The organism is Parasutterella sp., from assembly GCF_057870745.1.
In genome coordinates this window covers 1-14,571 of record NZ_DBMALT010000012.1, presented here as the reverse complement: position 1 = coordinate 14,571, position 14,571 = coordinate 1, and the positions used below count along the sequence as shown (strand labels likewise).

The window sequence follows — 14,571 nt, the reverse complement described above, 5'->3', positions numbered from 1 at the left end:
ATCGATAATGAATGAAACTAAGTTAGAAAACGGACCTGCTGCCGCAAGTGAAGGCATTGATAAAACGGCCGGAACCTCTGTATTCATTAACTCCAAAAAAGAAAATATCTTTAAGCCTATTCAGGCAGTAAGCGGTGTTGTACAGAGAAAACAGCCTTTGCCGGTCCTTTCGAACATCTTGTTTGTTCAAAAAGGCAAGCAGGTAACCTTAGTCGCAAACGACCTCGATCTCCAAATCCTGACTGTTGCGGAAATAGGTGAAGAAAATTCAGAAATGTCTACGACGATTTCAGCAAGAAAGCTGACGGATATTCTGGCGACGCTTCCCGACACCAATCCGCTTTCTTTCTCAAAGAAAGGTGATCACGTAGTCCTGAGCTCCGGTAAGAGTAAGTTCGAACTCCAAACAATCAGCGCAGAAGAGTTCCCAGTCATTACTGAAGTAGATTTGGAACATGCTTTTACGATGAGCTGCCTTCGTTTCAAATATCTCCTGAACATGGTCTCTTTTGCCTGTGCAGTCAACAATGTCCGTTACTTCTTGAACGGCGTTTATATCTGTGCAGAAAACAATAAAGTGAGAGGCGTTGCAACCGACGGTCACAGACTCGCACTTTGTGATGTTGAAGCGGAAAAAACAGCAGATAAGAAACTTGATGCTATTTTGCCGAGAAAGACGGTTAAAGAACTCGTTCGTCTGATTCCCGACTCTCAAGATCCCATTGAGGTCTACATTTCCGAACGCCAGATTAAATTTAAATTCGTCGGCATTGAGATATTGTCCAAGCTTGTTGAAGGCCGTTACCCGGACTATCAGCGAGTCATTCCCGAACACAATGAAAAAGAATTCAGAGTCGGACGTCAGGAATTATTGAGCTCACTCCAGAGAGTCGCAACTTTAACAGCCGACAAACTTATGGGAGTCCGCTGGAACCTTACACCGGGCCACCTTAATGTCGCTGCCAACAATGCGGACATGGAGGAAGCCGAAGACGAAATCTCCGTTGAATACAGTGGCTCTCCGATTGAAATCGGTTTTAATGTCGCCTACCTCATCGAAGTTTTGAATGTATTGAAGAACGACTCAGTCAGAATTTCTCTGGGCGAACAGAAAAATCCGGCTTTAATCAGAATGCCGGATAACGACAACTTCAAGTTTGTCGTGATGCCCATGAAAATTTAACTTTGAATTCACGGTCAGAATATTAGGTAAGCCAAATAATGAGTGAAATGCAAGACAAGAATTACTCTGCCGAAGAAAGCTACGGAGAGGACGCAATTCAGGTATTAGAAGGTCTGGAGGCTGTTCGTAAGCGTCCCGGCATGTACATCGGCGATACGTCTGACGGAACAGGACTTCATCACCTTGTCTTTGAGGTCGTCGATAATTCGATCGATGAAGCCTTGGCGGGTTATGCTGATCACATTAACGTCACCATCAATCGCGATGAGTCCATCACCGTCGTTGATAACGGACGTGGTATTCCGACCGATGTAAAAATGAGCGACAAGCACGAACCAAAAAGAAGTGCGGCTGAAATCGCTCTTACAGAGCTCCATGCAGGCGGAAAATTCAACCAAAACAGCTATAAAGTTTCCGGAGGCCTCCACGGCGTAGGCGTATCTTGCGTTAACGCTCTTTCTTCCTGGTTAAAGCTCACTGTACGCAGAGAAGGGGTAGAGCACTACTTAAACTTCAAAAAAGGTGTTCTTCAGGACAGACTCACTGAGAAAGTTCAGACTCCCACCGGCCCGGTTGAAATCTCTCCGATGCACGTCAGCGGAGCTACCGATCGACGCGGCACCGAAGTCCAATTTTTACCGGATGCGGAAATTTTCGGTACCGTTGATTTCCACTACGAAGTTCTTTCCTCACGCCTTAGAGAACTCTCTTTCCTCAACAACGGTGTCAAGATCCACTTGGCAGACTTAAGAAAAGGAAAAGACGAAGTTTTCCAATTCGCCGGAGGTGTGAGCGGTTTTGTCGATTTTATTAACAGAGACAAAACAAAAATCCATGACAACTGTTTTTATACCAACAAGACAGTTACAGTGAATCCGGAGGAAAACATCAACGTCGAAGTCGCCATGCAGTGGACCGACGGCTACACGGAAAATTTCCTCGCATACACAAACAATATTCCTCAAAAAGACGGCGGAACGCATGTCAACGGTTTAAGAAGTGCGATGACAGCTGTCATCAAACGTTATATTGAGGAATCTGAATTTGCAAAGAAAGAGAAGATCGACCTCACCGGTGAGGATATTCGCGAAGGCTTAACCTGCGTTTTATCGCTGAAAATGCCTGAACCGAAATTCAGTTCTCAGACAAAGGATAAATTGGTCTCCTCCGAAGCCCGCCCTGCAGTAGAGCAAGTAGTCAGAACCGCTTTGGAAAGCTACCTCCAAGAAAATCCTAAAGACGCAAGAATCATCTGCGAAAAGATTATGGACGCTGCCCGTGCCAGAGAAGCAGCACGAAAAGCCAGAGAAACAACACGCAGAAAAGGTCTGCTTGGCTCGGCAGGCCTTCCCGGTAAATTGGCTGATTGTTCGGAAAGAGACCGCTCTCTCTGCGAAGTCTTCCTCGTGGAGGGTGACTCCGCCGGCGGCTCTGCAAAACAGGGTCGTGACCGTTCTTTCCAGGCTATCCTGCCTTTGCGAGGAAAGGTCCTTAACGTTGAAAAAGCACGAATCGAGAAACTGATTTCCAGTGAGCAGATTGCAACCTTAATCGCAGCCCTAGGTACCAGTATCGGTGATGAATTTGATCTGGATAAACTGCGTTACGACCGTGTCATCATCATGACGGATGCTGACGTGGACGGTGCGCATATCCGTACTCTGCTGCTGACGCTTTTCTATCGTCAAATGCCGAAACTCATTGAAGGAGGTCATGTTTATATCGCTCAGCCTCCGCTGTACAAAGTTGAATACGGTCAGAAGACGAAATACATCAAAGACGATAAAGAACTTTATACATTCCTCGTAGATCAGGGCATTACAGGAACTAATCTTTACGTTTCTAAAGAAGCCTTTGAGAACAAACAGGGAATTTCCGGCGACAAACTGAAGGAATACTTCTTAGCCTACAGCGACGCCCAGAATATTATTTCTAAGTTCTCTCGCTTTGTTGATGCCAGCGTCCTTACAGCAATTGCTGCAGGCGCAACGATTGACTTATCTTCAGACAAAGCAGCTGCTGATTCAATTGAGAAGCTGGTTGCTAAGATAACTGATCCGGCGATTTCTCTCGGCTACGCTGTAGAAGAAAACATTCCGACGATTATTGTTAAACGCACTCATTTTGGCAATATCATCGAAAGCAGAATTACACCGGCTTTCATTGAAACGCCGGATTATCTGACTTTGACAGCTGCATCCGTTACCTTTAAGAACCTGCTGCATGAGGGTGCCTGCTTAGTACGAACGACGAACAACAAGGAAACCATTCAGCCAATCTCCAACTTCAGCGAAGCCATTTCGTTCATTCTGAAGATCGGCAAAGCCGGCGTTAAAAAGATGCAACGCTATAAAGGGCTTGGTGAGATGAAGGCTGAAGAGCTGGAAGAAACCACAATGGATCCTACCAAACGCAGCCTTCTTAAGGTGAGAATTGAAGACGCCATTGCGGCAGACCAAGTCTTCACAAAATTAATGGGAGATGAGGTTGAACCGAGAAGAAGATTTATCGAGGACAACGCCTTGTTAGCGGGAAATATCGATACCTAGTCTCTAGTTTCGCTTCATGAAGGTCGGCTATGCCGGCCTTTTCTTTTAAATCTAAATAATTAAAGTTGGCTTTAACTCTTATAACTAACTATTTGCACCGAATTAAACTTCGATTTAACTCGTTTTTTTTTAATATTCCTTCCAAAAAACTCCTTCATTGGCCTCGGCCTGTGAAGGTCTGGCTGTTTTGGCTCTTATTCAAAAGCGGCATCAAACTAATTTCTCTAAAACAACCTTACAACCCAATCAATTGCTTGATCAAATCTGAACCTTCTTTTTGGGAAAAATTGTGAATAACTTCTGGCTTTAGTTGTGAATAAAAACGAGAGGGTCTATCTTGTTAACTGCTCTTAGTTAGTAGTCATCAGGTTTTATCGCCCTTTATCAACAACATAATTATTTGTTTATAAAAGACAAATATAGGTTATCAACAATAATTTCTTAAGCTATTAATACTATATCTATTAATAATTAATATAAGAATTAAGTTGGTGCTTTGCTAACAGCGTTAAAAACTCAACTTTCCGGATTTAGTGAAAGAAACTGGTTATTTATGAACAAAACAATCGCGAATCTTTTTGAGTTTTGTGGAAAAGACGTGGAAAAAGAGATAATGAAACGCAGGGAGCTCGATTTGTCCACATAAATTTACTGGCTGTTTGGGAATTTTGAACTAAGTTATCGCTTATTTAATTTACTGAATACATTAGATAAATTTAACTTATTAACATTTTTCTGAAACTCTATTAATACACATTTCATTAATAGATTAATAAAGGATATTGTGTATTGATTGTTTTATAGCGTGAATAACTACAAAGATTAGCTACTCAAACGGCTTAAACTCAATTGTGTTTAAAAATTTTGTTCAATTTTTAAAATAATAATAAATAAACAAATAGTTATCTTGTTAATAACTCTGTTGATAACTTGTCTGAGTTGGCGTTTTGGAAAAATTTTTCAATAAATTAAGAGGTGAGCGACTTCTAAACTCATGAAAATCGAAGTTTCATAAGTAAAATGGAGCAGATGCAGGCGAACTGCCCTACTAACTAAACAGTAACGGTCCAAAATGAAACCTTCTCGTATCGCTATTTTGTTGTTTGTTACTTCTTCCCTTTTGATGTCGACTGCTTGCGCGCCGGTATTAATTGGATCAGCAGCTGTCACAGGAGTTTCCGTTGCCGCGGATAGGAGAAGTGCCGGGGCGGTGGCAAACGATGGCGTTATCGAAGCAAAGTCAGCCATGCACCTCAGTCAGACAAATTTTGCCTCCAGTCATATCACCACAACTTCCTATGAGGGAAATGTTCTGTTGAGCGGTGAAATAGACTCCGAAGCCAGTAAGCAGAAAGCCACTGAAATCGTGAAGTCTATTAATGAGGTCAATAAGGTATATAACGAGCTCGCTGTGCAGGCTAATTCTTCTCTGACGACAAGGATGAATGATTCCATTACAGCAAGTAAGGTCAGAGCGGCTCTTCTGGATAACAAACAAGTAACCTTAACCTCTATAAAAGTAGTTGTCGATAGAGGAATTTGTTATCTGCTGGGAACAGTCACTCAAACAGAAGCCGAAATCATTTCCAAGATTGCTTCGAGAGTGCCGGGCGTTGTTCAGGTAGTTCGTCTTTTCACGATTATCACTCCCGAAGAGTTGGAAAAAAGACAGCTGATTGACTCAAAACTTCAGCAGAATGAAGCTGCGGAAGTTACCGAAGGAACGACTGAAGAAAACGGCAAGCTCACCTCGGAAGAGGGAGCCACTGAGGAAGTATCCGTCTCGCCTGTTAAGTTATAAAGTGTAAATAATAATTATTCTCATTAAATTTAGTTATAATGAGCCTTTCAAGGGGGCTCTCAAAGGTGAAAAACTTTCTAAATCTTATTGAGGTGCCGGCTATTCTTTTGCTGGTATGGGGAGCTGTTTCACATTTTGGCTTGTTTCCCGAGTTTCTGCTGCCGTCGCCGGAAAAGGTCTGGAGTAGTTTTGTTGAGCTTCTCGTCTGCGGTGAGCTCTGGAAACATATAGCAGCCAGTGCGGGCAGAGTATTCGGAGGATTTTTCCTTGCAATGCTCGTTGCGATCCCTCTGGCGTATTTCTTTTATTATTCGCCTGCATCTGAGAAAAGAGCAAAGCTGTTATTGGAGGCCCTTCGTTTTATACCTCCGCTCTCACTTATTCCGCTTTTGATTCTTTGGCTCGGAATCGGAGAGGCGGCAAAGCTCTCTATTGTGTTTCTAGCGAGCTTTTTTCCGATTTATTTAAATGTATTCTCGGGTTTTAAGCAAATCGATAAGTCCTATAAAGAGCTTGCTTTCATGCTTAGGCTCAACCGGATGGAACGTTTTAAACACATCGAGTTTCCGGCGTCCCTTCCTAATATTTTTACAGGCCTGAGACTGGGTTTTGGTTATTCTTGGAGAGCTTTGGTCGGTGCAGAATTAATCGCGGCAAGTTCCGGTCTTGGATATCTCATCGGAGATGCGAGTGAAATGTCTCGAACTGATAAAGTTTTTGTGGGCATTCTTTGCATTGCCGTTCTGGGAGTTTTGGGAGACCAATTATTTCAACTGTTTGGAAAACGTCTGACTCCGTGGATGAAAAGCAAATGGTAACGGGTGTCACACTAAAAGGGATTTGTAAGTCCTTTCAGTCTAGAGGGAGAGTAGTATCTCCGCTTAAAGATTTTTCCTTGAATCTTGAGCCCGGAAAGTTGACGGCCGTGTTAGGAAAAAGCGGTTGTGGAAAAACAACGCTATTAAAAGTGATCTCCGGCTTGGAAGAACGCGATGCCGGGGAGATCTCCTTTTTTGACGAAGCAGGACGTCCTGTCAGCAGCCCGAAACTTTCCTTGGTTTTTCAGGATCCTCGTCTTTTACCTTGGAAGACGGTGGAGGAAAACCTTTCATTGGCTATTCGTCACCTGCCGGAAGAAGAACGCAAGCAAAGAATTAGAGAAGTTCTTGAGCTTGTGCGCTTGCCTGAAGTAGAAGCGCTGTATCCCTCCGAGCTATCAGGGGGCATGGCTCAGCGAGTTGGGTTAGCTCGAGGAATTATTGCAAAACCGGATTTGCTGCTCTTGGATGAACCCTTTAGCGCTTTGGATTTTATGACTCGCAGTCGTCTTCAAATGGACTTCTCTAAGATTCAGGATGAGCTTGGTATGACTATGGTACTGATCACTCATGATGTGAATGAGGCGGTCTTGCTGAGCGATAAAACCGTATTTTTAGAAGAAGGAAAAGTCAAACAAGAGGTGAATATTGCCTTACCAAAGCCGCGCCGCTTTGGAGACCAGAATTTACTTCCATTCCAGCAAACTTTATTTAATTTTTTTCTTACTTAACTTAGATAACTGAAATGAAAAAAACATTATTAGCTTGTTTATTCGGACTTGGTCTTGGTGCTTGTGTTAATGCTGCTGATGTGCAGGAAATTAATATCGCTTATGTAAAGGCACCGTTTAATCTCCAGAACATCGTGATGAAGCACAATCAGATGATGGAGAAAGAATTCGCAAAAGACGGCATTAAGGTCAAGTGGCACGACATCACTTCCGGCGCTAAACAGACACAAGCGATGGCGGCCGGCTCTCTGGATGCCAGCGCAGCAATGAATACTGCTTCTATTCTTATGGCGAATGCAGCCGGTAATCCGATTCGTATTGCAACCGGTGTGGCTCATCCGACGAGTTTGTTTGCGATCGTAGGTAAACCCGGACCTCAAATGAAAATTGAAGATTTGAAGGGGAAGACGGTTGTAGGTCCTAAAGGCACGGTTCTTCACCAGACACTTGTTGCAGCCCTTACCAGCAAAGGTATTGATCCTAAGGATGTGAACTTTATCAATATGGACATTCCGAAAGGAATGACGGCAATGATGGCTGGAAAAGCCGATGCTGCATTGTTAGCAGCAAGCGGCATTTATAAAGCTAATGAAGGCGGCGCAAAGACGATTGCAACTGCTCAGGGACTGATTCAGCCGAATCTCGTTTTCACGGTCAGCGGAAAATTTGCTAAGGAACATCCTCAGCTCGTTGAAAGATTGGTTAAGGTCAACAGAGAAGCTCATCAGTGGATCAAAGATCACAAGCAGGAAGCCCTCGAAATCGGCGCTAAAGAGCACGGAATTTCTGTCAAGACTGCTGAGAACTTAGCTGATGGAAGCCACTTTTATGACACTTTGACTCAGAAGGACTTAGATGAATTGGCTGCCGACCAGAAATTCCTAAGAGAGAACGGCATGATGGCAAAAGACGTCAACATTAAAGAAATTGTGCTGCCTACCGCGTTGAAATAATGACTGAAGTTATATCTGTATACGACGACGGAGTCCGCTTGGATATTCCTTTTGAGGCTTGTGTTCTATACCATGGACGAGACAGCATCGGGGGACTTTCTTTAGGCTACAGATTGCTCCGATTTGCTTTAAATAAGCTGACGGATGGTCGTATTCCTGAAAGAAAAGAAATTACCTTCAAAACGGCTTTCCCGGGACCCGGTCTGAGGGACGCCGTGGAGATGACCACAAGGGCTGTCACGAGAAAGGCTTATGAAGTCCTTGAGAACGCACCGGAAGGGACCCCTGAGGGTGTCTATGGTCACATGTATTTTGAGATTACTGTGGGCTCTAGAACGCTTTGTTGTGCCCTTAAACCGGGTGTTCTTCCGGAAGAGTTCGTACAAACGGGAAGAGCGATCAAGAAAGGTAATTATTCCGAGCAGGATGCGCGTCACTGGAGAGAGCAAAAGGACGCCCTCTCCGAGGCGATTTGGAATATTCCTAACTTTGAGGATGTTCTGTCTTTTTCAATGAAAGAGTAGAGGCTTCCAGTGCCTGTTCAAAGGCGCTGTAGCTCGATCTAATCAGAGGTCCGCTGAAACAGCTGAGGAACCCCATATTCTTAGCTGTTTCAGCAAACTTAGAAAAAGTCTCCGGAGCGACATAGCGTTTTACTGGGATGTGGTACTTACTTGGCGCCAAATATTGACCGATAGTGAGCATTGAAACGCCGTGTTCCCGAAGTTCTTTCATCACTTCGAATACTTCATCATCTGTTTCTCCGAGACCTACCATAAGGCCGCTTTTTGTCGGAATGGAAGGTGAGCGCTCACTCCATGTTTTTAATAAATTTAGTGAATGAAGGTAATTACCTCCCGGCCGCGCTTCCTTATAAAGTCTTGGAACCGTCTCAATGTTGTGATTAAAGACGTCGGGCGGTGCAGAAAGAAGTTCATCAATTGCTCGTTCTACTCTTCCGCGAAAATCCGGAACAAGGATTTCAACTTTTACGCCCTCTTGCTTTCTTAGCTCGTGAACGCATTTCGCAAAATGCGAAGCTCCTCCGTCTTTTAGGTCATCCCGGTCGACACTGGTAATGACCACATATTTAAGCCCTAGAGTTTTTGCAGCCTCAGCTAGCCGTTTAGGCTCGTCCGGATCAAGAGGATCGGGGTAGCCATGCGCTATATCGCAGAAAGGGCATCGGCGGGTGCAAATATTCCCCATGATTAGGAAGGTTGCGCGCTTACCGTTAAAACATTCTCCCAGATTCGGACAGCAAGCCTGCTCGCAAACGGTCGTTAGGGTGTTGGAAGCGAGAAGATTCCTTACCTCTTTTATCGTTTGCCTATTGGGAGAAATTTTGATTTTCAGCCATTCAGGTTTTTTAAGCTTTTCTTGAGAGACGAACTCCTTGTAGTTTTTAATTTTTAAAACTTCTCGGTTTTTGTTGAAGTCCGAATGGTCCATACGTCAGAAGGGAGAGACAAACAAATTAGCGGCTAATTGTGTAGAAGGCCAGGAGAGGAAGGCAACGGCTATGCCGGAAAGCGTTAATAAGAAGCCGAAGAACAGTTCAAGCTGGATTGTCTTGAACATAACCATCGTGATTTTCTCCTGAGGGCTGGTTTTTAAAAGATGAGGCAGGAAGCTGGCTCTGGGAAGGGCCATGAGAACAAAAAGGAACGGCCAATAATGCTGATTCAGCGGTACCATCCAGCCAATAAAAACAAAGGGCAGGAAAATCATCAGCATATAAAGCGTGTTGGCAAGTTTTCGACCGCATGCAGCTACCAACGTATAGCGGCCGACAGATCTGTCATGGTCCAAATCCCGATAATTATTAACGAATAAGATAGCCGCTCCGATTAACCCGAGGCTAAGGCCCGGAACTAAAGTGAGCCAGTTAAAACTATGCGTTTGAAGCCAGTAAGTTCCGCTGACTGCGAAAAGACCGTAAAAAACTAAAACTAAAAATTCTCCGAAAGGCGTGTAAGCGATAGGTTTCGGGCCGCCCATATAGCAAAAGCCGCAGATAAGCGAAAGTACTGCAATACAAGCGATCGGAAGGCCGCCAATGACGATCAAGAGAATACCGAACAGGGAGCAAACAACAATAGAAAAGCCGACCATTTTCTTTGCTGCGGACATAGAGATCCAGCCTTCGGTCGTAGCTCTCGGCAAACCAACGCGTGTACCGTTTTCTGCTTTTTTAAGGTTGTAAGCATAGTCGTTTACCATGTTGGACATGGCCTGAATGGAAACGGCGCCAAGCAATGTGAAAAGGAAAATCCATAGGTTCCACGTGCCGGCTAATGCTCCGGCAAAAGCCGTACCGACACAGACGGGAGCGGCAGCGATCCAAAAGGTTTTCGGCCGCATGAAGGCCATCCATGCAGCAAAGGAGTGAGGACGGATTTCTTTTTTAACAACGCTTTTCACAGAACTGTTCCTTAATTTTCTCTATTAAAACTTTTTTTGTAGATTCTAAAGTGGCGTTTTGCGCAAATTTGTTTAAGTTTACGATCCTTAATCCTTCATAACCGCATGGGTTGATGTAAGAAAAGGGTTCAAGATTTGCACTGACGTTGAGCGCAAAACCATGATAGGAGCTATGGCCGGAGATTTTAAGGCCGATTGAACAAATCTTAGCCAGGTTTTGAAATTGACCGGCACCGCCCGATTTAGAAACGTATATCCCCGGAGCTCCGGCGACCAAAACTCCCTCGACCCCAAACTCTCTCATGACTGAGAGAACTGTCTGATTGATAAGGTTAAGGAGTTCTTTCGGATAAAGATGATTTTTTCTAAGATCAAGCAGCGGGTAACCGACTAACTGTCCCGGGCCATGGTAGGTGATCTTTCCTCCGCGGTCTGTGTGAATACAAGGTATCCCTCTGATGGGAAAGGTATTATTTTTTAAACTGGTTCCAAGTGTGAAAACCGGCGGGTGTTCGCAGATCCAGAATTCGTCTTCAGTGGTTTGATCGCGTTTTTTTGTGAAGTCGATCATTTCCTGCCAAACAGTCAAATAATCGACCTGACCCAAATCTTTAATAACCAATTTTTCTAGAGGACAAACTTAACAAGCGGATGGGCAGTCAAACTGCGGTAGAGGTCGTCCAGCATGTCCTGAGAAGTTGCATTCACCAAAAATCCCAGAGAGAGATAATTTCCCTTTCCGGAAACCTTCATTTCCACTTCTGAGGCGTTAAAGTCCGGGGCGTGTTTTTCAATAATCGCCACAATTTGCTGGGCAAAATCATCAGTTCTTTGGCCGACAACTTTCATCGGGAATTCACACGGAAATTGCAATAAAGGGGCCGGAAGTTCTTCCGGCAGATCTTTCTTATCTTGTTCAGCCATTATTTACTCGATAATCTGTTTAAAGGTTTTATAAATATCGGACAGTTTGCTCTTTTTTTCTGCCACATCAGCCACGGCATAAAGAGGTACAGTTTTAAGAACCCTGTCACCAAGCTTGATATTAATTCTTGCCAAAGGTTCATTCGTCGTTACCGGAGCCTTAATGAGCTCTTTTCTTTCAATAATCATTTCCACTTTAGGTGTTTTTTGTTTTTTTAACTCATCTGAGGAAACAGTGATGAAAACATCTTGCTTTGGGGCCAAAGCTATGTTCTGTTGTTCACCGTCAATGATAGGAATGACGGTCACCGGTTTGCCTTCAGTGAAAACTTTTGCGGTTTCAAAATGGTTAACGGAGCTGACTAAGGCTTGTGCAATTTCAGGAAACAGGGCGTTTGAATCCGAGTCGTGAACCAGACAGAGAACGATTCTGAGATTGTTTTCTCTCAGACGACTTGCAACAATGGCTGCTCCTAAAGCGACCTTTGATGAATTATCTAAAATAAAGAGTAAGTCGGATTTTTCAGAATGACTGATTCGGATATTTGAGGGAAAGTTTTTTTCCTGAATCTCTACCGTTTGATCAGTTATTTGCCCAACTTCTTTCGGCAGGTTTCTGATGACAAAGCCGACATCTTCAAGCAGAGATTTTCCATTTATCTTTTTTTCAGGTTCTGATGCTTTAGCTGGTTCATCTTTTTTGTCTGAGAGCGTTTCCAACCAGTGAAGCGCGATTTTGTTCGCTTCAGGGGCTTGTAAAAAGATCAATGCTCTTAATAGTTCTTTTATTGATATTTCTTTATCAGCACCCAGCAAGATTCCTTTTGAAGATTGATGTCCGGCGAGGACTTCCGGGGTAATTGTGATTGTGCTGTTAAGTTCTGTTTTTTTGCTTTCCACCTTCTCCAATATTTGTTTTGCTAAACAAAAGCTATATAGCTTTTTCGAGAAAGGGACAAGAAAGTCGGCCGGTGCTTGTATAAACTGCTGACTTAACACATCGTACGATAAGTTGTCGGAACTTGCTGAAGCACCGTTTAGTAATGGCACGAACAGGAGCAGAGAAACAAAGAGTTTTGCTGTGTATTGTTTGAATTTTCTAAGCATGGCAATAGGTAAGGCTCCTCATTTTCTATCGCTTCAGTTGGGATAAGAGGGACTTATATTTCTTGTTTTATGAATATAACCGCTAATTTCTTTTATGAAAGATTATTTAGAGACAGAGTGTGTCGAAAAGATAAAAAAAGAATGCTTGCTACAGGTTTTCGACGAGATTGATTCGACAAACGAATACTTAAAAAAACTCGTAAAGCGGGAAGCAAGCAGTTTGGCTCAGCCGATTCTTGTCGTGGCACAAAGACAGACAGCGGGAAAAGGAACAAAGGGACGGAAATGGATGGATTCGCCGGCAAGTCTTAAATTCTCGCTGCTGATTGGTTTTGAGGAAGAATCGGAGAGATTGGCACTTCTTAGTCCTTATATCGCCCTAAAACTTAGAAAGGTCCTATCTGCTGCAGCTAAGGAAGAAGTAAAAATTAAATGGCCTAACGATCTTTATTGCTTCGGAGGTAAGACAGCCGGAATCTTGACGGAAGTCATCCAGAAAAAAGGTATGGCTTATTTGATCATCGGTGTAGGGATTAACCTGGCAACGGATCCGGAAGTTGTCAGAAATATAAATTCGCCGGTTGGCTCTCTGTTTAAGCATATTGAGCCTGAAGAGTTAGAGCGAGTTCGAAGCCTGATTCTGTCATGCGCATTTGAAGAAATCATTCGTGCGGTACGAAGTCTTCCGGAGGAATTCTCAGCAGAGGAAATTAAAGAGTGGAATCACTCCGATCTTTATAAAGGCAGGAAATTAAGGCTTATCGAAGGAGAAAAAATAGTTTCCGAGGGACAGAACATGGGAATTGACAAAAAGGGGCGTATTCTTTTGCAGGACGGTAACCAACAAAAGGCATTTTGTATCGGAGAGGCTTCGCTAAGGCTATGACGAATATTCTCGTAGATATCGGTAATTCGGCATTGAAATGGTCTTCCCTGGAAAACATGGAGAAGCCCAGAGCGTACCTGCACGACAGCAAAACACAGTTGAGCTCGGTTTTGGTCTCGGATTTGAGCAGATTACCTTTCGAAGAAGCTTGGGCTTGCTCTGTTGCTCAACAGCCACTGGCAACTCAGTTTGAAGAATTAGTCAATTGCAAAGGCGGCAAGGTTCATTGGCTGAGGGCAGAAGAAAAATTTGAAGGTCCGTTAACTATGATTAACGAATACGACAGTCCTTCCAGATTAGGTGCTGATCGTTGGTTTGCGGCGCTTGGGGCAGCTTCTCAATACTTTGGCAACTCCATAGTATTGGTTCAATTTGGAACCGCGACAACTGTGGATGAAATAAATTTCGAAAGAGATCGCTACGTATTTCTTGGCGGAAGGATTGCCCCGGGAATCGATGTCATGTTCAAGTCCCTGCAGGAAAGAATTCCTGCGTTGAACGTGAGCTCAGGAGAATTGGTGGATTTTCCTAAAAACACAGAGGACGCAGTGACCACAGGCATTATCGAATGCCAAATAGGACTGATTAAAAACGCAATAGAAAAACTTAAAAAGAAAAGCGATCATGCCCCGGTTATCGTTGTATTGACCGGAGGCGGAATTGAGAGCTATGAAGCGCTGCATCAGTGTGCAGTGGATCATATGCCGAGAGCTCATATCAATACAAATCTAGTCTTAAAAGGTTTGGCCTTGGAAGCTCAAAATAAAAGATAGGTTGCATAAAACATACAACAATTAGAAACATTTGTAAGCTGTGCTCAACTTGCGCACATAGAATTGTTTCGTTAAGATGCACGTCCTGTCGCTGGTGCACAACGCAGCAACGACAGACGGAAACGAAGTTTTACATTTGAAGTTATTCAGTCGCTTGACAGAAAATTTTAAACGAGTAAAATTTCAATTCTTCACTCACGAAACTGAGCGGCGGCGAAAGCCGAAATGATCTTTAAAAATTTATCGACGACCGATAAGAGCGGGCACTAAGAAGTCTGCAGTAAACCTGCAAATTTTAAATTGCTCGATCTTATTGGAGAAGAAGGAGTAGAAAATACTCCGTCAAACACCAAGCAAGAGTAATTCGAGCGACAAAACAAGATTAAACAATAGAGTTTGATCCTGGCTCAGATTGAACGCTG

General features: G+C 43.6%; 14 protein-coding genes. 9 read left to right on the top strand and 5 right to left on the bottom strand.

Annotated elements, in window-relative coordinates:
* Positions 1–7: 7 nt before the first annotated feature.
* From dnaN to ACZND6_RS04770, 7 genes are all read left to right on the top strand, one after another.
* Positions 8–1,183: a DNA polymerase III subunit beta gene (gene dnaN, locus ACZND6_RS04800; RefSeq protein WP_008810339.1), complete on the top strand. Its 1,176-nt coding sequence runs from the start codon at positions 8–10 to the stop codon at positions 1,181–1,183.
* A 38-nt stretch (positions 1,184–1,221) separates the two neighbouring features.
* Positions 1,222–3,732 (top strand): DNA topoisomerase (ATP-hydrolyzing) subunit B, encoded by a 2,511-nt coding sequence (gene gyrB, locus ACZND6_RS04795; protein ID WP_008810338.1) that lies wholly within the window; start codon positions 1,222–1,224, stop codon positions 3,730–3,732.
* Positions 3,733–4,804: 1,072 nt separating this feature from the next.
* Positions 4,805–5,533 (top strand): BON domain-containing protein, encoded by a 729-nt coding sequence (locus ACZND6_RS04790; protein WP_008810337.1) that lies wholly within the window; start codon positions 4,805–4,807, stop codon positions 5,531–5,533.
* 65 nt (positions 5,534–5,598) lie between these two features.
* Positions 5,599–6,351 carry an ABC transporter permease gene (locus ACZND6_RS04785; protein WP_244862448.1) on the top strand — a complete coding sequence of 251 codons (753 nt, stop codon included), beginning with the start codon at positions 5,599–5,601 and terminating at the stop codon, positions 6,349–6,351.
* Positions 6,330–7,082, top strand: a complete 753-nt coding sequence (locus ACZND6_RS04780; protein WP_008810335.1) for an ABC transporter ATP-binding protein — start codon at positions 6,330–6,332, stop codon at positions 7,080–7,082. Before ACZND6_RS04785 ends, ACZND6_RS04780 begins: the two co-directional genes overlap by 22 nt.
* A gap of 14 nt (positions 7,083–7,096) precedes the next feature.
* On the top strand, positions 7,097–8,035 hold the full coding sequence (locus ACZND6_RS04775; RefSeq protein ID WP_008810334.1) for an ABC transporter substrate-binding protein: 939 nt from the start codon (positions 7,097–7,099) through the stop codon (positions 8,033–8,035).
* Positions 8,035–8,559, top strand: coding sequence for a hypothetical protein (locus tag ACZND6_RS04770; RefSeq protein ID WP_008810333.1), 525 nt, complete (start codon positions 8,035–8,037; stop codon positions 8,557–8,559). Before ACZND6_RS04775 ends, ACZND6_RS04770 begins: the two co-directional genes overlap by 1 nt.
* Here the strand turns inward: ACZND6_RS04770 and lipA are convergent.
* Genes lipA through ACZND6_RS04745 form a run of 5 tightly spaced genes read right to left on the bottom strand, consistent with a single transcriptional unit; the run spans position 8,519 to position 12,490 of the window.
* Positions 8,519–9,487, bottom strand: coding sequence for a lipoyl synthase (lipA, locus tag ACZND6_RS04765; RefSeq protein ID WP_008865169.1), 969 nt, complete (start codon positions 9,485–9,487; stop codon positions 8,519–8,521). The two genes, ACZND6_RS04770 and lipA, sit on opposite strands and share 41 nt — an antisense overlap.
* 3 nt (positions 9,488–9,490) lie before the next feature.
* A complete protein-coding gene (gene menA, locus ACZND6_RS04760) occupies positions 9,491–10,459 on the bottom strand; it encodes a 1,4-dihydroxy-2-naphthoate octaprenyltransferase (protein ID WP_008810331.1) in 969 nt (322 codons plus the stop codon).
* Positions 10,443–11,030 carry a lipoyl(octanoyl) transferase LipB gene (gene lipB / locus ACZND6_RS04755; RefSeq protein ID WP_279173673.1) on the bottom strand — a complete coding sequence of 196 codons (588 nt, stop codon included), beginning with the start codon at positions 11,028–11,030 and terminating at the stop codon, positions 10,443–10,445. Before lipB ends, menA begins: the two co-directional genes overlap by 17 nt.
* Positions 11,031–11,086: 56 nt before the next feature.
* Positions 11,087–11,383 carry a YbeD family protein gene (locus ACZND6_RS04750; protein WP_008810329.1) on the bottom strand — a complete coding sequence of 99 codons (297 nt, stop codon included), beginning with the start codon at positions 11,381–11,383 and terminating at the stop codon, positions 11,087–11,089.
* 3 nt (positions 11,384–11,386) lie between these two features.
* The gene (locus tag ACZND6_RS04745; protein ID WP_008810328.1) at positions 11,387–12,490 is read right to left on the bottom strand and encodes a D-alanyl-D-alanine carboxypeptidase; all 1,104 of its coding nucleotides are present in this window, start codon (positions 12,488–12,490) and stop codon (positions 11,387–11,389) included.
* A 94-nt stretch (positions 12,491–12,584) separates the two neighbouring features.
* Between ACZND6_RS04745 and ACZND6_RS04740 the strand changes: the two genes are divergently transcribed.
* Together ACZND6_RS04740 and ACZND6_RS04735 are read left to right on the top strand one after the other, a co-directional pair.
* Positions 12,585–13,376 (top strand): biotin--[acetyl-CoA-carboxylase] ligase, encoded by a 792-nt coding sequence (locus ACZND6_RS04740; RefSeq protein ID WP_489524427.1) that lies wholly within the window; start codon positions 12,585–12,587, stop codon positions 13,374–13,376.
* Positions 13,373–14,149 carry a type III pantothenate kinase gene (locus ACZND6_RS04735; RefSeq protein ID WP_281536546.1) on the top strand — a complete coding sequence of 259 codons (777 nt, stop codon included), beginning with the start codon at positions 13,373–13,375 and terminating at the stop codon, positions 14,147–14,149. The genes ACZND6_RS04740 and ACZND6_RS04735 overlap by 4 nt, the downstream gene beginning before the upstream one ends.
* Positions 14,150–14,571: the final 422 nt, after the last annotated feature.

Bases quoted from the DNA above. Each gene is read 5' to 3' on its own strand.
- dnaN (WP_008810339.1), top strand. From the start codon at position 8: ATGAATGAAACTAAGTTAGAAAACGGACCTGCTGCCGCAAGTGAAGGC.
- gyrB (WP_008810338.1), top strand. From the start codon at position 1,222: ATGAGTGAAATGCAAGACAAGAATTACTCTGCCGAAGAAAGCTACGGA.
- ACZND6_RS04790 (WP_008810337.1), top strand. From the start codon at position 4,805: ATGAAACCTTCTCGTATCGCTATTTTGTTGTTTGTTACTTCTTCCCTT.
- ACZND6_RS04775 (WP_008810334.1), top strand. From the start codon at position 7,097: ATGAAAAAAACATTATTAGCTTGTTTATTCGGACTTGGTCTTGGTGCT.
- ACZND6_RS04770 (WP_008810333.1), top strand. From the start codon at position 8,035: ATGACTGAAGTTATATCTGTATACGACGACGGAGTCCGCTTGGATATT.
- lipA (WP_008865169.1), bottom strand. From the start codon at position 9,487: ATGGACCATTCGGACTTCAACAAAAACCGAGAAGTTTTAAAAATTAAA.
- lipB (WP_279173673.1), bottom strand. From the start codon at position 11,030: ATGATCGACTTCACAAAAAAACGCGATCAAACCACTGAAGACGAATTC.
- ACZND6_RS04750 (WP_008810329.1), bottom strand. From the start codon at position 11,383: ATGGCTGAACAAGATAAGAAAGATCTGCCGGAAGAACTTCCGGCCCCT.
- ACZND6_RS04745 (WP_008810328.1), bottom strand. From the start codon at position 12,490: ATGCTTAGAAAATTCAAACAATACACAGCAAAACTCTTTGTTTCTCTG.
- ACZND6_RS04740 (WP_489524427.1), top strand. From the start codon at position 12,585: ATGAAAGATTATTTAGAGACAGAGTGTGTCGAAAAGATAAAAAAAGAA.
- ACZND6_RS04735 (WP_281536546.1), top strand. From the start codon at position 13,373: ATGACGAATATTCTCGTAGATATCGGTAATTCGGCATTGAAATGGTCT.